We start from the raw sequence: 22,075 nt of genomic DNA, 5'->3' as shown, positions 1-22,075 counted from the left end.
AGGTTCATGATTTGTTCTAATATGATCCTCCGCTTGGCAAGCATCGAGGCCGAAGATGTCGTGTATCGAGCGTCGTTCCGGTGAGAAGGGCGTCAGGCGGCGCGCGACGCGCCGGTGGCGATACAGCTTGACGCTTGGGGACGGAGACCGGCTATCCCGTCTCGTTGCGAGAAGCGGATTGGCGCTGCTCTGCTTGTTGATTGGCCTGGACGGTCGCACTCCGGCGGCGCAAGAGGCTGACTTCTCGTCCTACGTTCGCGCGGCTGAATATTGTCGTGGCGACGTGGCCCGGCCGGTCGCCTTGTCGCAAGACAAGCATGTGCTCTGTCTCGATGGCGCGATCCCACCGGACCTCAATGTTTCGATCGCAGCCGATTTGGCAGACCATGGCATCGCTATCGTGCGCAGCCGCGGAGGCGACGCCGAGCGGGCAGTCGAGTTGGCGAATATGCTCCGAGATCGCAATGCAGTCGTCGTTGTCAGCGATTTCTGTCTGTATGCCTGCGCCAGTTTTATCCTGCTTGCTTCGTCCGAGGCCTATGTTCCCAGCGATGCCTTGGTGGCCTGGGGAGTTTTTCGGCGATATGGCAATGACGACTGCATCGGCTTTATCGAGGGGGAGGACCAGCTGGGGCCCTTCCTGACGTCGTTGCGCTGCTCGGCGGCTGACGCTGACGAGATGCAAGTGAGTCGTCGGTGGAATGAATTCTATCGCGAAAGAGTCTCCGCTACTGCTTTCGCCGATCCACCGGAGAGCAGGTTCGTCAGGCGCGAATTGATGAATCTGTATCGATCGACTGGTGAGTATCCTGTCGTGCTGTGGACCTGGAACCCTCGCCATCATGCCGCTGCGATCAAGACCAGGATCGTCTATCAGCACTATCCGGATAGTCAGGAAGAGGTCGATGCAATCGCAAAGCGGTTGGGTCTCACTCGTCGCGTGATCTACGACCCCTAGTGAGCAAGTCGTCCACGAATTGCCAGATCGGTGCCACACCTCTCGCATGAGGCGCCTGTGTGGCATGTCGATCGATACATCGTTCAAATGACTTTTGTTCCGTGAGAGCACAAATGACACGATCATTCAGATATCCCTATACGCGTGTCCCCAATTTCGGCATTGAAGGCGCGATACCTCGGCCGCCCTGGTGGGCGGATCCCGATCATTGGAGAGTGGTCCCACCGGCGTCTCCGCCATGGTCGCCACCGCCATCCGTCTCTCCCGATTCGAATCCCTTCGGTGATCCACCGCAGATGCCCGCTCCGCTGCGGCCAACTCCGAACAGAGAGCGGGCGCCTGGCGGATCAGATTTGCTTGATTGGCTGTTAGGCGCGCGTCGTGCTGAGCGGGGCCGGGATGCAAGGCCGCTTCCGTCAACGCCCGGCATTGACGGGCCGTCCCCGGATTTCATGGACCGGCAGCCTTGGCGGTTCGCGCAACCGGAGTCCGATCGCGTCCGGCCGCTGCCATTTCAGTCGAGTCAGCTGGAAGCATTGCTGCGGCAACGGCCGGTGGAGATGCTCCGTTTGAGCGGAAACGAGCGTTCGGAAGGCAGGGCAGTCCAACCGCCGATTTTCTTTCCATTCGACTGACAATTTACATCTTTGCATCGCAGGCCTCGACGTCTGTCGCGGCTTCGTCTTCACATAGCCTCAAGTTCAGAAGGAACCGTCCATGGGTGGACAATCCACTTCCACACAAACTGTTCAATCTCAGTCGGCACCCTGGGCTGCCGCGCAGCCCGCACTGCAAACGATGCTGAGCCAGATCAGCACCGGACTCAACAACACCGGCCTGACATCTGCGGAGAGCTCGGCGCTCGATACGCTGAAGAACAACGCTGCGGCGGGCAATCCCTATGCGGGCCAGATCGCGGACTATGCGCAGTCGCTGCTGAGCGGCGGCAATGCTACCGCGCAGGCAGGCAAGGTGCAGGACAATCTTGCTTCGTATCGTGACCGGCTCACGCCCTACGCAAACGGCAGCATGGTCGGCAGCAATCCGGCGCTGATGGCCCAGCTTGCACAGATTCGATCCGACGTTGGGGACTCCGTAAACTCGCAGTTTGCCGCCGCCGGCCGCGACTTCAGTGGCGCGAATCTGATGGCTTATGGAAGGGGCGTGGCGGCGGGAGAGGCGCCGGTGATCGCTGCGCAATATAACCAGGATGTCGCCAACCAGCTTGCGGCCGCGGGGGCGCTCTACAATGCCGGCAACACGACGGCCAACACCCTGGCGCAGATGCAGCAGAGCGACCTGGCCAACCGCGGACAGGGTGTCGCGGCCGCGCAATCGGCTCTCGATGCCAGGAATTACGGAGCCAACGCGACCCTGGCAGAGGAGGCGCAGCGTCGCGGCATTCCCGTGCAGGCGTTGAGCATGCTGGCGCAGATCGGCGTGCCCATCGCGCAACTCGGACAGCAAGGGAATAGCACGACGACGGGCACGCAGCAGAAGTCCGGCGTGGATCAGTTCGCAAGCATTGCGAACGGAATTAGCGGCCTGATCGGCGCGTTTAAGGGGAAATGAGTCCGAGATGACACAGCAGACCGATGCGGAGTTGACCGGAGCCGCTTTCGACCTTGATAACGCGGGTTATGCGCAAATGCCCGATTCCGAGTGGGAGGCGGAAATCCCGGCGATCGACAGCGACAGTGCGTCCTTGCGCGATGCAGCTGATCAACTGTCAGATCAGCAGCCAAAGACCGTCGTCAGGCGATATACCGACGGCGAAGGCAAGCCCGCTGCCGCAAACGAGGCTGTCACTCTCGCGCGCGCCGCGCGCGATTATGCGAGCGCGACGGCCGGCGACAGGCAGGTTGCCGAGGAGGAGTCTTCGGAGGCACTTGCGACAAGGATCGATGCGCTACGCGCGGAAGTGGCCGCCAATGATCCCGATGCGCCGGACTTCTACGGCTTCGAGCAACCTGAGGCCGGCGATAAGCAGCACGAGGACGCCGAAAAGACGTCCGACGCGGCCAAGGATCAAGGCAGTCGCTCTGCCGAGCTCGATCCCGATATCGAGCAGCTCATGCAGCATCCGCAGGTGCGCCTGGCCCTCGAAGAAAAGGTCGGTGAGGTCGAGCGCGCCCGGCGGAGCTATGTCGAGGGTCTCGACGCGGCGATGCAGATCGCGCAAGTCAGCTTCGTCAGCCAATTTCCGGAGCTGGCGGGCCTCGCTCCGGAGCGACTGCCGGAAGCGCTGGCGCAAATCGCGCAGCAGGATCCCGCAAAGCTGGCGCGCATCCAGGCGATCGTCGCCGGCAGCGAGCAATTACGCGCTCGTCAGAACGAGGAGATGCGGCGGACATCGGATGCCGCGCGCCGCAACTTTCAGCACTATGCGAAGGCAGAGGACGCCCGGCTTGAAACCATGTTGAAGGCGGAGGCGAGGAACGTCAGGCAGGCCGTCGCCCAGGAGATCATGGCCTCGGCCAAGGCCAGCGGCATTGAACCGGAGGAAATGCAGCGCCTGTTCGACAGCGAGCCCTTGATGCGCAATGCCACATTCCAGCGCATGATGTATGATGCCGGAAAATACCGGTTGATGATGAAGGCGAAGGAAGCGGCTGCGGCTAGACCGATGCCGCCGGTGCAAAGGCCGGGCATGGCGTCGAGCCGAGGCGAACGTGATCAGCACGATCTCCGAGCGCTGAACGCGCGGCTCTCGAGCACGGGCGATCTCAAGGACGCTGTTGCGCTTTACCGAGCGAAGACGGCCATTCGAACATGAGGCGTGTATCGGTCAGCCTTCGAATACGACATCAACCCGTTTATCTCGGTCGGCTCGGAATTGAGAATTTTGCATGTTGGATAGGATGCCAATGCTCTTGAGACCTGTTTTGTCCCTCGTGATCGTCGCTACAAGCCTTCTTCTATCGCTCGAGGCCTTCGCCGGCGACTACATCGTTTCGTATGCCTTCGACGGTACAACGAGGGCAGACGTTGCCGCCGGCACGACGAGCGCGCTCAACGAAGCAGGGAGCACGAAGGAATGTCAGTACGACAGACGTTGCACGATAGAGCTGACAAAGGCGGATCTAACGATATCGTTCTACGTTAGACGTCTGGCGGCCCACGAGGTGATGGTCTTCGCCGATGGCGGCCGCAGCCTCAGCGACGGTTGTTGCTACTTCTCGGGCGGCGATCGCCTGGTCAACAGGAAGCTTGCCGAGCCACTGCTTCGCCTTTGGATCTACGAAGGACAATCTCGCAAGGGAAACGAGTACGTCCAAAATCTTCCCTTGGGTCTTCTCTATCTGCAGTTCTTGGATTTCAAATAGCTTCGGTGCCCGGACGCCGCCAGCCCGTTTAATCACCTTATTCACCATCCGAATCATTCTGCGATCGTTTGTCGATCGCGGGACGGCTTCGGCATGAGTCGACAGGAGTTCGTTATGGTCACGATCGAGCAACAGTATCTCCCGCCCCCGATTTACGAGACGACGATCGGGGAGACAGACCGTTCGCGCATTTACGATGCCGTTCGTAAGCAACTGGGCGATCTCCTGGAAGGCGACCAGTCCTATTATCCGGATGGCGTCCAGAAAGATTGGCAGGCCCGGGCTGATGATCTGGACCGCTACATCAAGTCGTTCATGAGCTCGCAGGGGCGCGTCAATGATCCGGCGAATATCCTAGGAGATGTGGTCAGATATCTCCGCGCGCACGCCGAACAGTTCCGCGACAGAATGAAGGAAGTAGGACCTTCCGATCCGATCGAGCTCCCGTCAGGGCTGTCGCCGACAACCCGGGACCGAAATGAGCTGTACGTGGATCCAAATCCGTTCGCTCCTCCCATGAAGAACCCGCCCGTTCCGCGCGAGGAATGGTCCATCTCGACCTCTCCCAATCGGCCCGGCGGCGGGGCGAACAGGCCGGAGCGACGGCTCGCACCACCCATTTTCTTCCCCTTCTAGAAGCCGCCGTCTCTCACCGTACCCATCACGCGAATTCGCGGCAGGAAATCATTCCATGAGCGAAGATAATCGAAACTTCATCCAACGCGCCGAATCCATCACCGGAAATCTCTACGGCGAACCAATGTCACCGGATCGCATCGCGGAAAACTTCGCGCTCTATGGACTGAAGAAGCGCGCGGCGGCCCTCGAGCGGTTCGACGCCGAACTGCAGGGCGAGATCGATTCGAGTCCTCACAGCTTGAGGAAACGCGTTCAGCTCGTCGATCTGCGCCGGCGCATGGGCAAGCTCCATGAGGCGTTGCGCAAAGCGAAGCGATGACCCATCCATTGTTGACGGCGCTTGCGCAGGCGCGACTCCGCGACGCCCCGATCTTCGTCAAATGGTGCGAGCTGAACGGTGTGCCGGCCTGTCCGGCGACGCCCGCCTCGGTCGCGCGCTTCGTGACCGATTGTGCGTCACTGGGTATGAGCCGGCTGTGGCCCGCGGTGCAGGACATTTCGCGGATGCACGTCGCGCTGGGCCTCGCGGATCCCACGCTCGGAGGCCCCGCGTCGCGCGCAATCAGTGCGATTGCGGCCATCCCGCCGCCGCGGTCCTGGCCCGGCCCATTCAAGCAACGGTTCGCCGCACTACCTTACGACATCCAGGTTCATCTCGCCGCGCACGAGACCCAGCGCGAACGCGCGCTCCGGCGCGCACAGAATGATGCTGCCTCCGCCCGCCAGAAACTGGCAGCATGCGAGGCTGAAGCGAAGGACGGAAAGACCAATGGCAACGAAGTTGCAACGCGTGACCAGAATTGAAGATCGCATCGAGGAACTGCGCGCGGAAATCGACGGCATCATTGATGCGCGTGTGGCTCGGATCGCAAGCGAAAGCCCCGGCGTCCCCGCAGGCGTGATCCGCAACCTCCTGACGGCCCGCGCGCCATCCTGCCGCTGCGCCCAGTACATCGAGCTGTGCGGCAGCGAGACGAAAACGCCGGACTGACGGCAGGCACGACGACACCACGAAACGGCATGCCGGTGGCTTATGGCATCGCCTCTTCACATCAAGGATACAGGATGACTCTTTACAAGTGGTCTCAAACGGCGTCCGCCGACGCCACGGCAGATTCGACGATCAATTGGGCGGAAGGGCAGTCCCCGTCCAGTGTCAACGATTCGGCGCGAGCGATGATGGCAGCAATTGCGAAATACCGCGACGACGTCGCTGGGGCGATGGTGACGACGGGCACCAGCACGGCTTATGCGGTCAATACATATCAGGTGTTTCAGTCGCTCTCGCAGTTGAACGGCCAGGTGATCGCGTTCACGCCGCATGCCACGAATGGCGCGGGCTCTCCGAACATCACGCTGAATGTGGACGGCTTGGGAGCAAAATCGATCCAGCTCAAGCCTGGAGTTGAGGTGCCGGCAGGTACGTTGATCCAAGGCTCTCCCTATGTGGTGCTCTACAATGCCTCGAACGGCGTTTTTTACCTTCATAACTTCTTCGGCAATCCGTACCTGATCCCGATCGGCGGGAGCATTGATTTTTGGGGCTCGACTTCGCCGAATAGCTCGTTTGTACTACCCTATGGACAGGCTATCAGCCGCACGACTTACGCAACGTTGTTCTCTTTGATAGGCACCACTTATGGCTCCGGGGACGGAACGAGCACCTTCAACGTCCCGGATTTGCGCGGGCGCGTCGTCGCCGGCAAGGACGATATGGGCGGGAGCGCTGCAGGTCGCCTGACAGGCAGTTTTATCACGGGGCCGACAACGCTTGGTGGCGCGGGCGGATCGGAATCCAGACAGCTCGTTACGGCGAACTTGCCGCCATATACGCCATCCGGCACGATCAATACGGGCTCGTTGACATTTGTCGGTGATACGGTTGGCTACGGCAGCGGCTCTAACAACGGTCTCCGTAGCCTGCTATCCTCTGGCGGAAGCCCAACGTACGTCTGGACGGGCTTCAGCGGGTGGAGCTTCACGGGCACCGCGCAGGGCGGCACGAGCAATGCCTTCGGCATCCTTCAGCCCACCATCGTTGCCAACAAGCTACTTAGGATCATCTGACGCGCGCATTTGCGCAGACGCGAGAACAACGCCGATTGCGGCTGCTGCGCTCCGCGAGACGAAAACAGCGTGTATCTGACTATGATTGCTCAACAGCTCAAACCACATGATGGGGATCAGGGCGGGCCACGCAGTGAGGCGTGGTAGGACCCTGATCCTGAAGAAGATCAGGGATGGGATGAAAACAATAACGCCCCAGCTTAAGAAGGTGCTCAAGAATACCTTCGCAGTCGCAGCAAGGGGGAAATGCGAAACCTTCGCATTGTCACCGGCGATCCTGAAGGATGCAGCGCCCAACACGTCTGCCATGACGTCAAACGACGGTTCGACCAAGTACACGGCCATCCATTTCGCCGACCAAGTTATGGCATAAGCCGAGAACCAAGCCGCGACGCAGAACAGCGCGATGCTTGTGCGCCGTCCAGACGCAACAACAAGAAACGCAAGGAGCATCGGCATCCACGGCGGGTTGACGAGGAAGTCAACAAAATTGAAGATAGAACCGAAGACGGCTGCGCTCACAATGAGCTTACGATCTGATGATCCGCTCATGATCATCCGCGCGAAGATGCCGGCGCCGCCAACAATAACAACGGTACTTACTGTGTGTGGCGTGACGTGCCAAATGCGAACGAAATCGGTCAGGAATAGAATCGGCGCGCAGAGCCAGATGGTCGGGCGCGTTCCAATCAGCTGATTGGCCTGAATGACGAAGAAGACAGCAACACCTGCCAGCGCAGCGAGATTGACCAGCTTCAAGAGAAGTATCGGCATCAGCGACGCGAGTGGTGCGTTGTACAGCCTGTATCCGTGCCAATAACGAGCATAGCGTTGCCATGTAACGCTGTCCGGGTCTTTCGCGGCCTGCTCCAAGTCGTCGCAGGCGTGGCGCTCAGAGACTGGACGTGGCGCCAGAATACCGTTTTCGATCGGACCAACGCGGGGCTGCAACCCCTCGCCAAGTGCGTAGCAGTCCGTGAACCGATCGCCACTCGCAATGATCTGGTTCCGGTGAGAGGCATCGACAAGGACGCCGGATTCAAAAGCGCTATTGATATGCTGCCACGTCCTCTCCTTTGAGATGACGTAGTCTAAGTTTGACATCGCAAAAAAATAGATTGGTTGCAGTAGCAGAACCAAGACTGCCGCAATCACTAAAGAAACGAAATTCCGCAAGCGCCACTCCCCAGCCGGGGCGGAACCTACCACCACAACCACCGATAGATCAACGGCAACCGAAAGGATCTGCCCATGGTAGACTTTGACGCCCTCACGCGGGCGAGCCTAACGCGTTGGCAAATTGCCAAGCTGACCAGGAAGACTCTGAGCGACAAGGTCGCTCAATCGCTAGTAGCCGCAAAGAAGCGATATCAGGTGGTAGAGGCTAAGACGGGCGTCCCGTGGTCAGTCATCGCCGTCATCCACCAGCGCGAATCTTCCCAGAACTGGAGCCGGTCGCTGGCTCAGGGCGATCCCTGGAACAGGGTTTCGGTTCATGTGCCGGCGGGTCGAGGTCCATTCAAGTCGTGGGAAGAGGCGGCCATCGATGCGCTGCTCAATTGCCATCCGTACCTTGCGAAGCGCAAGGACTGGTCTCTTGCCGGCGTTCTGATCGCGCTGGAGATGTACAACGGTCTTGGCTACGCCGGCAAGGGTGTTCCGAGCCCATACCTGTGGGCGGGCACCACTCAATACAGGTCCGGCAAGTATGTTCGCGACGGGGTCTATGATCCGGACCATGTCGACCAGCAGCTCGGCTGCGTTGCGATGCTGCTCTCGATGATGGCGATCGATCCCACCATCACATTCACGGGCACCAAGGTTACGCCGTCAGCACCGCAGGAACCGCACAAGGCGCCCTCCGTCGCCAATCCCTCCAAAGGCTCCATCGGTGCGTTCATCGCCCGCATCTTCAACGTCGTCGCCAAGAGGAAGTCATGACCATCACATTCGACAGGGTTAAAGCTTGGTTCAAGGACTCGCTGACGATCCTCTGGGCCCGCATTCAGTACGTCCTGGGAGTGCTCGGCGCCGGCCTGATCGCGGCGTTCTCCGGCTACGATTTCACGCAGCTCACGAGCATGGACGCGAATTCTGCGTTCAAGATGCTGCTCGCGGTCGCGACTGCTGGCGTGTTGACCGAGATTGCCCGGCGCCGGACGCTCTAACATGTGGATGATCATCCTCAGCTTCCTCGGCGGCCCCGTCATCAGGGGCCTGATCGACGCTTACCAAGCCAAGCTCAAGGCCGGCAATGTCGACGCGAAGATCGCGGCAGATCTCGCCGCGGGTGAGATCGCCGCGCAGACGGCCGAGGTCAACGCCATCATGCGATATCGTATCGCCGAGATCGGGCATTGGTACGAGCCCGACAAGCTGATGGGCTATTGCGTCGCGCTCTATTTCGCAAAGCTCCTGGTCTGGGACAAGGTTCTCGGATTGGGCTCGACAGACGCTTTGGCCGGATTTGCGGCGGTCACCGCCAATCTCGTGGTCTCGTTCTATTTCGCCAAGCGTGGCTTCGAGAATGTCGCAAGGATCATCAAGCGATGAGGATGCAGGACGACGAGATCAGGGCCATTTTGACCGAGACGCTGGCCGAGCAGCACAGGCTCCAGCAGGAGAGCATCGATGCGATCGTGTTGAAGGCGGTCGCGTCGGTGCTGGCCTCTTTTGGCATCGAGGATGACGACCGAAAGGAGCTACGAGCCGACTTTCAACACTTGCGGAGGTGGCGAAAGAGCGTGGAGCAGGCCCAGAGCTATACCTTCAAGGCAGTGATCACAGTCATTGCTACCGGTCTCATGGGAGCAGTTTGGCTCGGCGTCAAGGTCGTGCTGGGCAAATGAGCCTTCATGGTGCCGGCGACGCGCTCCGTGCTCGATCAAGATCAGCTGCCCAATGAGTGGCTTATGTACAGAATTCGTATCGTCGACGCCTCCGATGACGACGTTGCCGAGACCCTGGCTGATCTGCATCGATTCACGTTCTTCGATGCCGCGGCGATGCCCGCGTTCGACCTCGGCGCGTGGTGGCTGGCTTATCACGACGCGGACGCAGTCGCCTTCGCCGGAGTTGTGCCCTCGACGCACGTTCGAAATGGCGGCTACTTCTCCAGAGTCGGCGTGTTGCAACGGCATTGGGGACGCGGCCTTCAGCGCAGATTGATGCGTGTGGTGGAGGCGAGAGCGCGGCGTATTGGATGGGACAGCATTGTCTCCGATACGACGGGCAACCCCGTATCCGCGAACAACTTCATTCAGGCGGGCTATCGGCTGTTCGAGCCCGAGACCCCTTGGGCCTGGGCGCATACGCTCTATTGGCGGAAATGGCTTCACTGAGCAGGTTTGCCGCCGCACGGAACGCGCCGTCTATCCAATGGCCAGTACGCGCCTGGAACGTCCGAGGACCCGGCAGCCTGGGGCTGCCGGGTCTTTTTTGCGTTTTGAAGCGATGCCGGCATGGGACTTGCGAAGTCGGCAGTGCCGGGCTTTAAGTTTGCTCTTGCAGGAAATTCGGCGGCCATAAGCCGATGTAAGGGAGAGCGCGATCGATGCCCACCAAGCCTCAATTGCCGGTACGTGCCTCGCAAGCGACGGGAGGACCGACCGCGCTCGATGGTCTATTGGTCGTTGATTTCACGCGTGTGGTCGCTGGCCCGGCCTGCACCCAGACGCTCGCCGACTACGGTGCGCACGTCATCAAGATCGAGAATCCCGATGGCGGCGACGACACGCGTGCCTATGAGCACGCGGAGATTGGAGGCGAGAGCGCCGCCTTTCTCAGCCTGAACCGCAATAAGCGCGGCATCGCGCTCGATCTTGCCGTGCAGGAGGCGCGCGAGATCGCGCTGGACCTGATCCGCAAGGCAGATGTGGTCGTGGAGAATTTTTCGAGCGGGGTCATGAAGAAGTTCGGGCTCGACTATGAATCGGTCGCGCCGCTCAACCCGCGGCTGGTCTATTGTTCGATCTCCGCCTACGGACGCAGCGGACCGTTTGCATCGCGGCCAGGCTTCGATCCGATCACCCAGGCGGAAAGCGGCTTCATGTCGCTCAATGGATTTGCCGACGGCCCGGCGGTTCGCACCGGCCCGCCCATTGTCGACATGGCGACGGGGATGTCGGCCTGCAATGCCATCCTGCTGGCGCTGCTCGCGCGGGAGCGGCTCGGCCGGGGACAACATGTCGAAGTTGCCCTGTTCGACGTCGCGATGGGAATGACCGGTTTCTACGGCATGGCTTACCTCATCAACGGCGAAAATCCCGGCCGGTTCGGCAATTCGCCGAGTGGGTCCCCCACCGTCGGCGTCTACGAAGCCTCAGACGGGCCGCTCTACATGGCCTGCGCCAACGACCGGCTCTACCGCCGGCTTGTGGTCGAAGTGCTCAATCGGCCCGATCTCATCACCGATCCGCAGTTTGCGACGCGCAAAGCCCGTTCGGAGAACAAGGAGCTCCTGCGGGCAGCCATTGCCGAAGTCTTCGCCGGCGATACTCTGGAGAACTGGATGGCAAGGATGAAGCTCGCCAATATTCCGGTCGGCTATCTTCGGACAGTCGAGGAGGGCTTCAATGCCCCCGAGGCTCGCGAGCGCCATCGGTTGAACCGGATTCCGCATCCGACAGCCGAGTGGGTGCCCAACATCGAGCCGCCGATCACGATGAGCCTGACAGGTGCGGTCGACCCCGTCGCGGCACCTCTTCTGGGCGAGCACACCAAGCAGATCCTGCAAGATATCCTCGGCTACGACGAACGCCGGATCGCGGATTTTGGCGAGAAGGGCGCTTTTGGGCTGGTCAAGCCTCCGAGGTCGACATGAGGCACTGGCTTGGCTTGATTTGGCGAAGGTCCCGCCGCATAAATGTGTGAAAGCGAGGGACACGAATGGCGCCTGGCCAGGAGCCGAGCATGACCCAGCCCGCAGGTCTGCAAGCCGGCGGTGAGGTCTATGCGGCCATGATCGCGAAGGCCCGGAGCCTCCTTCCGCGACTACGTGAGCGGGCGGCAAGGACGGAGGAGCTGCGGCATCTACCCTCGGAAACCGAGACAGATCTTCATGAGGCGGGCCTGTTCCGGATGCTGCAGCCGGCCCGGATTGGTGGCGCTGAGCTCGACTATGTCGCTCTCGTCGATTGCGCTGAGCTGCTCGGGCAGGCGGACGCGTCGGTCGCCTGGAATTTCGCCAATCTGGCCAGCCATCATTGGATGCTCGGCATGTTCGGGCGACGGGCGCAGGATCTGGTCTGGGGCCGCAATCCGGATACTTTGATCGCGTCCTCGTTCATCTTTCCCGCCGGACGCGCGACGCGGGTCAAGGGCGGATATCAGCTGCATGGCAGCTGGCCATTCTCGTCCGGCGTTGCCTCCTGCGAATGGAATATGCTTGCGAGCGTGGTCTATTCCGACGACGATGCCGACGGCATCGAGTATCGAATCTTCTTGCTGCCCAAGGGCGATTACAAGGTACTGGACACTTGGAACGTCGCCGGATTGCGCGGGACGGGGTCGTGCGACGTCGAGGTCAGGGATGCCTTCGTGGCTGACCATATGACGGTCGCCGTAGGCGACCTCTCAGGTGGCCCCACGCCGGGAAGCGTGGTCAATCCGAATCCTCTGTACACGCTGCCTGTCTTCTCGCTATTTCCTTATGTCCTCTCCGGTGTCGCGCTGGGGAATGCACAGGCGTGCCTCGACGATTACACGGAGGTCGCACGCCATCGTATTTCGACGTATAACCGCGCCAAGCTGAGCGATTTTCAAAGCACGCAGATCAAGATCGCCGAGGCCTCGGCCAAGATCGACGCTGCGCGCCTGATCATGCGGTCGGCCTGTCTCGATGCCATGGAGGACGCACGGCGCGGCCATATTCCCGACATGGCGACCAAGACCAGATATCGCCGCGACGGATCCTTTTCCGTAAACTTGTGCACGGACGCGGTCTCGATGCTGTTTGCCGCGAGCGGCGCGCGTGGTTTGTTCACGAGCGGCGTGTTACAGCGGCAGTTCCGCGATGCGCACGCGATCAACTCACATCTCGCATTCAACTTCGATGCGGCTGGGACCAACTACGGACGGGTAGCGCTGGGCCTACCTTCCGAGAATCTCACGCTGTGAGGCGGCCGATGAATGATCTGCCGAAGCATCCCCGCGCTCCGGATCCCGCCAACGAGTTCGCGAGCGACAGCTCGCAGATTGATCCTCGCGACTTTCGCAACGCGCTCGGAACTTATGCAACGGGCGTGACGATCATCACGGCGGCAGCGCCTGACGGCAAGCCGTACGGGCTGACATGCAATTCCTTCGCCTCGGTCTCGCTGAATCCACCGCTGGTTCTGTGGAGCCTCGTGGTCTATTCCTCGAGCCTGACCATCTTCCAGAACGCCAGCCATTTCAGCGTCAACGTTCTCGGCGCTTCGCAACAGGCGCTTGCGAACAAATTCGCAAAATCGTCGGACGACAAGTTCACCGGCGTCGACTGGACCCCTGGCCTCGGCAATGCGCCGGTGCTCGCCGAGAGCGTCGCCAACTTTCAATGCCGCTCGGTAAATCGCTATTATGGCGGTGACCACGTGATCTTTCTCGGTGCGGTCGAGGCATATACCTACAATGCGAAGGAGCCGCTGCTCTTTGCGCGAGGGGCGTTCGGTCGCTTCATGGCCGACGATGAGCGCAAGAACGTGCCGTAAGCGCCCCCTATAGAGCTTTGCGCTCTGCCGCCGAAAGCTTGTAGATCTCCAGCGCGTCCGCGTCCTCACCCCGCGCGGCCTTCGCCAGCCTGAAAAGCTGTCCGGCAAGCGCGGCCATCGGCACCGGCGTTGACGTCGCCTGTGCAACATCGGCGACCGTATCGAGGTCCTTGAGCATCGTTGCAATGTGGCCGAGCGGCGGGGTGTGAATGCCCTTGACCATCCGCGGCACGAACAGCTGGAGCGGGATGGAATCCGCAAACCCGCCGGCGAGCGCCTCGGGCAATCGGTTGGCATCAATTCCGGCATTCACGGCAATGCGCGTTGCTTCCGCGAGGACGGCCATCGCGCATCCGACGATCACCTGGTTGCACAGCTTTGTGGTCTGGCCGGCGCCGATCGGGCCCATGTGCGTGAACCTGCGCGCCATGGCCAGCACATAGGGCCGCACCCTCTCGATGTCACCAGCTTCGCCGCCCGCCATGATGGCGAGTGTGCCTTCCTCGGCGCCCGTCGCGCCCCCGGACACCGGCGCATCGATCCAGCCCGCCCCGTTCGCGTTTTTCAAACGGGTTGCGAGATCGCGCGCCGCGTCGGGATGGATCGACGAGAAGTCGACCACAAGCTTGCCCGCGCCGGGGGCGGCTGCCAGACCTTCGACCCCGAAGATCACCTCCTCGACCGCCGCCGCGTCCGTAACGCACATGAAGACGATGTCCGAGTTCGCCAGGAGATCACGGGGCGTGACCACGCGCTTGGCGCCAGCCTCGACCAGCGGCGCCACCTTGCCCTCCGAGCGATTCCAGACGGTGACCTGATAGCCGGCCTTCAGCAGGCGTCGGGTCATCGGCGTTCCCATGAGTCCCAGGCCGAGATAGCCGAGCTTCTCGATGCCTTGCGGGTTTGCCTTGCTGTCATCAGCCATAGGTTGCCTCCTTCTGTCGCAGACGCCGCTTTACCATACATTGCCCATCTGCCGGCAAAACCGCCGGCCTCGCATGGCTTGCCTGATTGTTTGAACCATGAAACATTTGAGACGGTCGGGTTGGGGGCGCCGGTCGGCGCCGGAGCAGCGGAGTGGCACGATGCGAACCGTTTCGAAGTGGATCCTGGCTTTGGGGGCGGCAGCAGCCGTGAGCGCGGGCGCAAGCCCGTCATGGGGGCAGCAGACGATCCGCGTCGGCTGGACTATTCCTGCGGAGGAGTCCAAGTACTGGATGATGCGCAGGCCGGCCGAATTTCCCAATCTCGGCAAGACATACAACATCGAATGGACCCAATTCCAGGGCACCGCGCCGATGACGCAGGCCCTGGCGGCCGGTGCACTGGACTGCGCGACGCAGGCGCCGCTCTCGCTCTCCAACGGAGTCGTTGGCGGCAATCTCAAGGCCTATATCGTGGCCCAACACGTTTTCGAGATGCCCGGCGGCTTCTCGGTCTACTGGGCCGTCATGGATGACTCGCCCATCAAGACGATCGCGGATCTCAAGGGTAAGACGGTCGGCATTTCCGTGATCGGTGGCGGTACGCAAGGGCCGTTCAATCTGCTCTTGAAGCAGAATGGCGTCGATCCGGCCAAGGACATCAAGCTGGTCGAGGTCGGCTTTGCCGTTTCCGAGGACGCGCTGCGCCAAGGCCGCGTGGACGCGGTGAACATGAACCAGCCGTTTGCTGCGCGCGCGGAGGCAAAGGGCGGCACAAGAAAGCTGTTCTCGCTCTCCCAGGCCATGCCGAACATCGTGCACATTCTGGAAGCCTGCCGTGCCGATTTCGTCGACAAGAACCCGGAACTGGTCAAGGCCTATGTCCGCGATATCACCTCCGGCATGAAGAAGGCTCTCGCGAACCGCGAGGAAACCCTCAAGGTCGTCAATGAAGTGCTGAAGGCCCCCATCCCGGTGCTCGAGACCTACCTGCTCAAGGACAACGATTTCGGCCGTGACCCGGGTGCTGCACCGAACTTCCCGGCGATCCAGAAGATGCTGGACATCTATGCAGAGACCGGAATGCTGCCGAAGCTGGATGTCGCACAGTTCAAGCACCCGTCGATCGTTGCGCCGCTGCAATAGAAGCGGGGCGAAATACCGAACGTAATATCGTGGCGTTCCGGATCATCCGGGACGCTGCACGAAGAAGATGCATATATGAAGAAGTTGCGATCCCGAGTCACGACAGAAGGCCTCGACCGAGCGCCGCATCGTGCATTCATGCGCGCCATGGGGCTCGATGACGCTGCGATTGCGAAGCCGATGGTGGGCATCGTCAGCATGAAGGGCGAGCAGACGCCCTGCAACATGACCCACGACTTCCAGGTGGCTGCAGCCAAGACCGGGATCGAGGAGGCCGGCGGTACGCCCCGTGAGTTCTCGACCGTTTCGGTGTCCGACGGCATCAGCATGAATCATGAGGGGATGAAATTCTCCCTGTTCTCGCGGGAGCTGATCGCCGATTCGATCGAAGCGGTGGTCCACGGGCTGGCCTACGATGCGCTGATCGGATACGGCGGGTGCGACAAGACCCTTCCCGGCGTGATGATGGGCATGGTCCGCTGCAACGTGCCCTCCATCTTCATCTATGGCGGCAGCTCGCTGCCGGGCCGCGTGGATGGGCGTACGCTGACGGTGCTTGATTCCTATGAGGCCGTCGGCAGCTTCATGACTGGCGAGATCGACGGCGCCACGCTCGAGCGGATCGAGCGCGCCTGCCTGCCGACGATCGGTGCGTGCGCCGGCCAGTTCACCGCGAACACCATGGGCATGGTATCGGAGGCGATGGGGCTGACCATTCCCAACGTCTCGATGGTGCCCGGTGTCTATTCCGAGCGTGCGCAGATTTCGCGACGCGCCGGCCGACTGATCATGGAGATGCTGGGCCGCGGCGGTCCGCTGCCGCGCGACATCGTGACGCGGAAATCCCTGGAGAACGGAGCGGCGATCGTGGCAGCGACGGGCGGCTCGACCAACGCCGCGCTGCACCTGCCGGCGATCGCGAATGAGGCCGGAATTGCATTCGGCATCGATGACGTGGGGGAGGTCTTTGCCAGGACGCCGTTGATCGGCAATCTGCGCCCCGGAGGCAAGTATACGGCGAAGGATGTCTACGATATCGGCGGCGCTGCGGTCATCATTCGCGAGCTGATCCAGAGCGGTCATATCGATGGCGGCTGCTTGTCGATCACCGGCCGCACACTTGCCGAAGAGTATGGTATGGCCAACGCGCCCGACGGAGAGGTTGTGTACACGGCTCGCGCGCCGATCATGCCTGATGGTGGCGTCGCGGTGCTGAAGGGTAACCTCTGTCCCGATGGGGCGGTGATCAAGGTGGCGGGCTTGAAGAGCCAATTCTTCGAAGGCGTCGCGCGTGTTTTCGAGGATGAAGAAGCCTGCGTCGCAGCCGTTCGTGACCGCAGTTACAAGGCGGGCGAGGTTCTCGTGATCCGCAATGAGGGGCCGGTCGGCGGACCCGGCATGCGTGAGATGCTCGGCGTCACTGCACTGATCTACGGGCAGGGCATGGGTGAAAAAGTGGCGCTGATCACCGATGGCCGGTTCTCCGGCGCGACCCGCGGGATGTGCATCGGCTACGTATCCCCCGAGGCGTTTGTTGGCGGTCCCCTGGCGCTCGTCCGGAATGGTGACCGGATCCGGATCGATGCCGCAAATCGGCGGGTGGATGTCCTGCTCGAGGAACAGGAGCTCACCGCGCGGCGCCGCGATTGGAAGCCGCGCCCGCCACGCCACCGTGCAGGTGCGCTGGCAAAATATGCGCGGCTGGTCGGGCAGGCGCCAGGCGGAGCCGTGACGCATGAAGGCCCGGCAGAATGGCCGTGGTTCGAATGACGCACCGCACGGCTGCGTAAATGACAGCCTGTCTGGCAGGCTTCTTGCTAAGCTCGTGCCGCTGAATCCTCGTGCGAGCGGGACGGAAGACGGGATGACGGTAGTGTCTGCGAAATCGAGAGAATGGGTGAGACCGGTGACGCAACGAGACCCGGCTTCCGCAATCATCGAGATCGACCGCGTCTCGCAGGTCTTTCAGACCTCGGCACGTAAGGATCATGTTGCGCTTTCGGATATCTCACTGACGATCGAGGAGGGAGCTTTCGTCTCCATCCTTGGTCCGTCCGGTTGCGGCAAGTCGACACTGCTCTACATTGTCGGCGGCTTCGTCAGTCCGACCAGCGGCGCGGCGAAGATGAAGGGGCAGGCGATTACGGGACCCGGTCCGGATCGCGGACCGGTGTTCCAGGAGTTTGCGCTGTTTCCCTGGAAGACCGTGCTCGGCAACGTGATGTACGGGCCGCGTCAGCAAGGAATTCGCGCCACCGAGGCCGAAGCGCAGAGCCGGGCCCTGATCGAGATGGTCGGCCTCAAGGGCTACGAGAACTTCTATCCCAAGGAGTTGTCGGGCGGCATGAAGCAGCGCGTGGCTTTGGCGCGGACGCTTGCCTACCATCCCGAAGTGCTGCTGATGGACGAGCCGTTCGGCGCGCTCGACGCGCACACGAGGACGCGCCTGCAGAACGACCTTCTGAACATCTGGGAGCGTGACCGCAAGACGGTGCTCTTCGTCACCCATTCGGTCGACGAAGCCGTCTTCCTCTCGGACAAGGTCGTCATGATGTCAAAATCGCCCGGGCGGATCCGGCAGGTCATCGACATCGACCTGCCGCGGCCGCGCCGCCGCAACGAACTGTTGCTCGACCCACGTTACCAGAAGTACGTCGTCGATATCGAGCGCATGTTCGACGAAAGTGACGATGGGGACGTGCCCGCATGACGTCGTCGGCCGGCATGACCAAGCGCGCTGCCCCGGTGCTGGCCTGCATCGGATTGCTGGTGGTGTGGCAGGTCGCTTCACTGGCGCTGAAGAATGACAGCTTCCCGACTGCGATCGGAGCGATCAGAGCGATTCCGGACATCCTTGGGGACAAGGAATCGCTGATCAATATTCTCGCCTCGCTCCGGCGCATGGCGATGGGATTTGGCGCGGCCGTGCTGGTGTCGATTCCGCTTGGCCTCTTGATGGGACGTAGCGCCGCAGTTGCGGCCTTCTTCAATCCGCTCCTTATGGTGATCTATCCGGTACCGAAGGCGGCCTTGATGCCGATCATCATGCTGTGGCTGGGCGTCGGCGACATCACGAAAACGCTCGTGATCTTCCTCGGCGTCAGCCTGCCCGTGATCTATCACAGTTTCGAAGGTGCCAAGGCGGTCGAAGAGAAGATGCTGTGGTCGGGCGCTGCGATGGGGCTCTCGCCGGTGCAGCGTCTTGTGCGTATCGTGCTGCCGGCGGCGCTGCCGGAAATTCTGACGGGGTGTCGTACGGGATTGGTGCTGGCGCTGATCACGATGATCACCAGCGAGATGATTGCCCGTCAGTCCGGTGCCGGGAACATCCTGTTCAATGCGCTCGACATGGGCCAATACGACACCGTCTTTGCGATGATCATCATCGTGGGAGCGATGGGGATCTGCCTCGACGCGATCTTCGAAAGGGTTCGTGCCAGGCTCGTCCGTTGGTCCGAGCCGCAGTTCGACATGCCGCTGAGCTTCTCATGATGTCGCGGCTTCTCTCTCCAAATTTCGTTCTTGGGATCGCTCCGATCGCACTGGTGATCGCGCTGTGGCAAGGCTTGGTATCTTTCGGCTTCGCGCCGGCAGTTCTGCTGCCGCCGCCAGGCTTCGTCTTCGGTCGGCTACTCCAGCAACTCGTGACGTCGACGTTCCAGCAGGAGATCGCGGCGACCCTGATCAGGCTGTTTGCCGGCTTCGCGATTGCTGTCGTGCTCGGTGTCAGCATCGGCATCGCCGCCGCCGCAAGTCCTGCGATCAACGCCGTGGTTCGGCCTATCGTGCGCGTCCTGGCGCCTTTGCCCAAGGTCGCGCTCTATCCGGCCTTGCTGCTGCTGCTCGGATTTGGCCACGGATCGAAGATCACACTAGTCGCTGCCGACGCTCTTTTCCCGATCCTGCTCTCGACCTATTACGGTGCCTCGACCGTCGAGCAGAAGCTGATCTGGTCGGCCATGGCGGCAGGAACGCGGCGCTATGAAATTCTTTTCAAGGTGGTGCTGCCGGCAGCGATGCCGTCGATCCTGACCGGGTGCCGGATTGGCCTTGTCATCTCCTGCATCGTGGTGTTTCTGGCCGAAATGATCACGTCGACGGATGGATTGGGCCACGCGCTCGTGACTGCGGCCAGAACCTTCCGGGCCGTGGACATGTTCGTGCCGCTGATCACGATCTCGCTGCTGGGCCTGATCCTGAACGGATTGCTGGGAGTGGTGCGCTCGTACTTGCTCCGGGGCTTCCCCGAAGCTTAGCAAACAAGAATCCAGAAGACCGGGAGAGGACCATGCTGGCTGATCGCATCGAGGCAAAATGGATCGACGCATTCTGCGAAATCTTTGAGCGATGCGCGGTCAAGGCCGGCGATACGGCGGCGATCCTGTCGGAAACCCAGTCGCGCGCGTTGAACGTGCATCTCGCGGAACTGGCTCTGCTGCGGATGGGGGCGCGGCCGTTTCATGTGGTGATGCCGACTCCGCGTAACCGGCATGTCGTTCCGGTCCGCTCCACCGGGGCGAGCGAGGCAATCCAAAAGCTTGGTCCAGTCATCACGGCGCTTCAGCAAGCCGGCTTCGTGGTGGATTGCACCATCGAAGGCCTCATGCACGCCGTCGAGACGCCGGAAATCCTCAAGGCCGGCGCGCGAATCCTGGTGATCTCCAACGAACATCCCGAGGCGCTGGAGCGGATGGTGCCGGATTCCGCGCTCGAGAAACGCGTTCGTGCCGCGGCCAAGATGCTGCGCGGAACGAAGCGCATGCGTGTGACCTCAAAGGCCGGCACGGCGCTCGATGTCGACATGGTCGGCGCGTCGACGGTCGGTGTGTGGGGCTGGACCGACAAGCCTGGCACGCTGGCGCATTGGCCGGGCGGCATCGTCGTCAGCTTTCCCAAGAGCGGCACCATCAACGGCACGCTTGTGATGGCGCCGGGCGACATCAACCTGACCTTCAAGCGCTACCTGACCTCGCCGGTGAAGATGAGCCTGAAGGACGATTATGTCGTCGAGCTGGAAGGCGATGGTACGGACGCCGCGATGATGCGCGCTTATCTGGCCGCCTGGGGCGACCGCGAAGCCTACGCCGTGTCGCATGTCGGCTTCGGCATGAACCCCGGTGCGCGCTATGAGGCCTTATCCATGTACGACCAGCGCGACACCAACGGCACCGAAATCCGGGCCGTCGCCGGCAATTTCCTGTTCTCGACCGGCGCGAATGAATTCGCAGGGCGCTACACGGCGGGACATTTCGACCTGCCGATGATGGGAACGACCATCGAGCTCGACGGCGTTGCGGTGGTGCGCGAAGGCGTGCTCCAGGACGTCTTTGGCTAGCCGCGATCGAGCACGGGCGGCCGGGCGAGGTCGAAGTGCCGGAGCAGGTCGACCATGGCCTGCAACCGCTTCACGCGATAAGCATCGATATCCATCCCGGAGTAATCCAGGAAGCCGGCGCCCGTGCGCAGGCCGATCCGGCCTTCATGCATGTTGCGGGAAATGACCTCCGGCGCGCGATAGCGGTCACTGCCGAGCGCGCCTTCGAGGTAGCGGCTGGCGTAGTACAGGATATCGCCGCCGCCCCAATCGATGAATTCGAGCAGCCCGAGCACGGCATAGCGAAAGCCGAAGCCGTAGCGGATCGCCTTGTCGATCTCTTCGGCGCTGGCAACGCCCTCTTCGACCATGCGCGCGGCTTCATTCATCGCCAGCGCCTGGATGCGGGGGACGATGAAACCCGGTGTGGCGGCACAGACCACCGGCACCTTCCCGATGCCTTCGAGCAGCGCCTTGACCTCGCCGATGACGGCCGGGTCCGTCGCCTTGCCGGGCGAAACCTCGACCAGCGGGATGAGATAGGCCGGGTTGAGCCAATGAACATTGAGAAAGCGGCGCGGATTCACGATCCCGCCCGAGAGATCGTCGACGAGGATCGTCGAGGTCGTCGACGCGATGATCGTATCCGGTCCGACTTGCTTTGACGCCGCCCCCAGTACCTCGCGCTTGAGCTCGACGACTTCAGGAATCCCTTCGAAGACCATGCCGGCTTCGGCCAACGCTACGCCGCTCTCGTTCGCCGGCACCACCGAGATGCGCGCGATCAGCGGACCAACATCTGCCTCGGTCAACAGCCCCAGCTTCGACAGGCTGGCAAAGGTCTTCCTGACCTCGCCGAGTGCGTCCGCCTCCAGCCTGGCAAAGTCCTCGGCGGACCGAGTCTTGACGTCGATCATCGTGACGCTGTGGCCTGCATAGGCAAACGCGACGGCGATGCCGCGCCCCATGCGGCCGGCTCCGAGACAGGCGATATTGGCGCGATTGTTCATCGA

The 22,075-nt window shown here is 61.6% G+C and carries 26 protein-coding genes; 23 read left to right on the top strand and 3 right to left on the bottom strand.

All coding sequences use genetic code 11. The features are described from left to right. Positions 1–178 precede the first annotated feature (178 nt). From AC24YW_RS24965 to AC24YW_RS24925, 9 genes are all read left to right on the top strand, one after another. Positions 179–958, top strand: coding sequence for a hypothetical protein (locus tag AC24YW_RS24965; protein WP_487485203.1), 780 nt, complete (start codon positions 179–181; stop codon positions 956–958). A gap of 717 nt (positions 959–1,675) precedes the next feature. Further along, positions 1,676–2,530: a tail fiber domain-containing protein gene (locus tag AC24YW_RS24960; protein WP_487485202.1), complete on the top strand. Its 855-nt coding sequence runs from the start codon at positions 1,676–1,678 to the stop codon at positions 2,528–2,530. Positions 2,531–2,537: 7 nt separating this feature from the next. Continuing rightward, positions 2,538–3,734, top strand: a complete 1,197-nt coding sequence (locus AC24YW_RS24955) for a hypothetical protein (RefSeq protein WP_487485201.1) — start codon at positions 2,538–2,540, stop codon at positions 3,732–3,734. A gap of 109 nt (positions 3,735–3,843) precedes the next feature. Then, positions 3,844–4,284 carry a hypothetical protein gene (locus AC24YW_RS24950; protein ID WP_487485200.1) on the top strand — a complete coding sequence of 147 codons (441 nt, stop codon included), beginning with the start codon at positions 3,844–3,846 and terminating at the stop codon, positions 4,282–4,284. Positions 4,285–4,398: 114 nt separating this feature from the next. Beyond that, the gene (locus AC24YW_RS24945) at positions 4,399–4,920 is read left to right on the top strand and encodes a hypothetical protein (RefSeq protein ID WP_487485199.1); all 522 of its coding nucleotides are present in this window, start codon (positions 4,399–4,401) and stop codon (positions 4,918–4,920) included. 55 nt (positions 4,921–4,975) lie between these two features. Beyond that, positions 4,976–5,242 carry a hypothetical protein gene (locus AC24YW_RS24940; RefSeq protein WP_487485198.1) on the top strand — a complete coding sequence of 89 codons (267 nt, stop codon included), beginning with the start codon at positions 4,976–4,978 and terminating at the stop codon, positions 5,240–5,242. An 11-nt stretch (positions 5,243–5,253) separates the two neighbouring features. Further along, positions 5,254–5,727 (top strand): hypothetical protein, encoded by a 474-nt coding sequence (locus AC24YW_RS24935; RefSeq protein ID WP_487485197.1) that lies wholly within the window; start codon positions 5,254–5,256, stop codon positions 5,725–5,727. Continuing rightward, a complete protein-coding gene (locus AC24YW_RS24930; protein ID WP_487485196.1) occupies positions 5,693–5,914 on the top strand; it encodes a hypothetical protein in 222 nt (73 codons plus the stop codon). Before AC24YW_RS24935 ends, AC24YW_RS24930 begins: the two co-directional genes overlap by 35 nt. A 74-nt stretch (positions 5,915–5,988) precedes the next feature. Continuing rightward, positions 5,989–6,990, top strand: a complete 1,002-nt coding sequence (locus tag AC24YW_RS24925; protein WP_487485195.1) for a phage tail protein — start codon at positions 5,989–5,991, stop codon at positions 6,988–6,990. On the opposite strand, the gene AC24YW_RS24920 is transcribed toward AC24YW_RS24925, so the two are convergent. Next, positions 6,973–8,166: a hypothetical protein gene (locus AC24YW_RS24920; RefSeq protein ID WP_487485194.1), complete on the bottom strand. Its 1,194-nt coding sequence runs from the start codon at positions 8,164–8,166 to the stop codon at positions 6,973–6,975. The genes AC24YW_RS24925 and AC24YW_RS24920 overlap by 18 nt on opposite strands. Positions 8,167–8,241: 75 nt before the next feature. Here AC24YW_RS24920 and AC24YW_RS24915 point away from each other — a divergent pair, with 75 nt between their 5' ends. The 8 genes from AC24YW_RS24915 to AC24YW_RS24880 all read left to right on the top strand — a co-directional run bounded on the left by AC24YW_RS24915 (position 8,242) and on the right by AC24YW_RS24880 (position 13,679). Continuing rightward, entirely contained in the window at positions 8,242–8,931 is a 690-nt protein-coding gene (locus AC24YW_RS24915; RefSeq protein ID WP_487485193.1) for a hypothetical protein, read from the top strand. Further along, positions 8,928–9,158, top strand: a complete 231-nt coding sequence (locus AC24YW_RS24910) for a hypothetical protein (protein WP_487485192.1) — start codon at positions 8,928–8,930, stop codon at positions 9,156–9,158. Before AC24YW_RS24915 ends, AC24YW_RS24910 begins: the two co-directional genes overlap by 4 nt. A 1-nt stretch (position 9,159) precedes the next feature. Continuing rightward, complete coding sequence (locus AC24YW_RS24905; RefSeq protein WP_487485191.1) at positions 9,160–9,543, top strand: hypothetical protein; 384 nt, start codon at positions 9,160–9,162, stop codon at positions 9,541–9,543. Beyond that, positions 9,540–9,839, top strand: coding sequence for a hypothetical protein (locus AC24YW_RS24900; RefSeq protein ID WP_487485190.1), 300 nt, complete (start codon positions 9,540–9,542; stop codon positions 9,837–9,839). Before AC24YW_RS24905 ends, AC24YW_RS24900 begins: the two co-directional genes overlap by 4 nt. A gap of 63 nt (positions 9,840–9,902) precedes the next feature. Next, entirely contained in the window at positions 9,903–10,331 is a 429-nt protein-coding gene (locus tag AC24YW_RS24895; RefSeq protein WP_487485346.1) for a GNAT family N-acetyltransferase, read from the top strand. Between the two features lie 212 nt (positions 10,332–10,543). Further along, the gene (locus AC24YW_RS24890; RefSeq protein WP_487485189.1) at positions 10,544–11,812 is read left to right on the top strand and encodes a CaiB/BaiF CoA transferase family protein; all 1,269 of its coding nucleotides are present in this window, start codon (positions 10,544–10,546) and stop codon (positions 11,810–11,812) included. Between the two features lie 89 nt (positions 11,813–11,901). Next, positions 11,902–13,107 (top strand): acyl-CoA dehydrogenase family protein, encoded by a 1,206-nt coding sequence (locus AC24YW_RS24885; protein WP_487485188.1) that lies wholly within the window; start codon positions 11,902–11,904, stop codon positions 13,105–13,107. Positions 13,108–13,115: 8 nt separating this feature from the next. Continuing rightward, positions 13,116–13,679: a flavin reductase family protein gene (locus tag AC24YW_RS24880; RefSeq protein ID WP_487485187.1), complete on the top strand. Its 564-nt coding sequence runs from the start codon at positions 13,116–13,118 to the stop codon at positions 13,677–13,679. A 7-nt stretch (positions 13,680–13,686) separates the two neighbouring features. On the opposite strand, the gene AC24YW_RS24875 is transcribed toward AC24YW_RS24880, so the two are convergent. Further along, positions 13,687–14,604: an NAD(P)-dependent oxidoreductase gene (locus AC24YW_RS24875; RefSeq protein ID WP_487485186.1), complete on the bottom strand. Its 918-nt coding sequence runs from the start codon at positions 14,602–14,604 to the stop codon at positions 13,687–13,689. 160 nt (positions 14,605–14,764) lie between these two features. On the opposite strand from AC24YW_RS24875, the gene AC24YW_RS24870 reads away from it, so the two are divergent. From AC24YW_RS24870 to AC24YW_RS24845, 6 genes are all read left to right on the top strand, one after another. Next, the gene (locus AC24YW_RS24870; protein ID WP_487485185.1) at positions 14,765–15,748 is read left to right on the top strand and encodes an ABC transporter substrate-binding protein; all 984 of its coding nucleotides are present in this window, start codon (positions 14,765–14,767) and stop codon (positions 15,746–15,748) included. A 75-nt stretch (positions 15,749–15,823) separates the two neighbouring features. Then, a complete protein-coding gene (ilvD, locus tag AC24YW_RS24865; protein WP_487485184.1) occupies positions 15,824–17,518 on the top strand; it encodes a dihydroxy-acid dehydratase in 1,695 nt (564 codons plus the stop codon). 94 nt (positions 17,519–17,612) lie between these two features. Next, positions 17,613–18,458 carry an ABC transporter ATP-binding protein gene (locus AC24YW_RS24860; RefSeq protein ID WP_487485345.1) on the top strand — a complete coding sequence of 282 codons (846 nt, stop codon included), beginning with the start codon at positions 17,613–17,615 and terminating at the stop codon, positions 18,456–18,458. Further along, positions 18,455–19,240: an ABC transporter permease gene (locus AC24YW_RS24855; RefSeq protein ID WP_487485183.1), complete on the top strand. Its 786-nt coding sequence runs from the start codon at positions 18,455–18,457 to the stop codon at positions 19,238–19,240. The genes AC24YW_RS24860 and AC24YW_RS24855 overlap by 4 nt, the downstream gene beginning before the upstream one ends. Continuing rightward, a complete protein-coding gene (locus AC24YW_RS24850) occupies positions 19,237–20,004 on the top strand; it encodes an ABC transporter permease (RefSeq protein WP_487485182.1) in 768 nt (255 codons plus the stop codon). The genes AC24YW_RS24855 and AC24YW_RS24850 overlap by 4 nt, the downstream gene beginning before the upstream one ends. A 32-nt stretch (positions 20,005–20,036) precedes the next feature. Then, positions 20,037–21,083 carry a 2,5-dihydroxypyridine 5,6-dioxygenase NicX family protein gene (locus AC24YW_RS24845; RefSeq protein ID WP_487485181.1) on the top strand — a complete coding sequence of 349 codons (1,047 nt, stop codon included), beginning with the start codon at positions 20,037–20,039 and terminating at the stop codon, positions 21,081–21,083. Here the strand turns inward: AC24YW_RS24845 and AC24YW_RS24840 are convergent. Further along, positions 21,080–22,072, bottom strand: coding sequence for a 3-hydroxybutyryl-CoA dehydrogenase (locus AC24YW_RS24840; protein WP_487485180.1), 993 nt, complete (start codon positions 22,070–22,072; stop codon positions 21,080–21,082). The two genes, AC24YW_RS24845 and AC24YW_RS24840, sit on opposite strands and share 4 nt — an antisense overlap. Positions 22,073–22,075: the final 3 nt, after the last annotated feature.

It is taken from the genome of Bradyrhizobium sp. USDA3516, assembly GCF_057651995.1.
The sequence above is the reverse complement of the archived record's forward strand: the minus strand, read 5'-3'. Positions and strand labels throughout refer to the sequence as shown.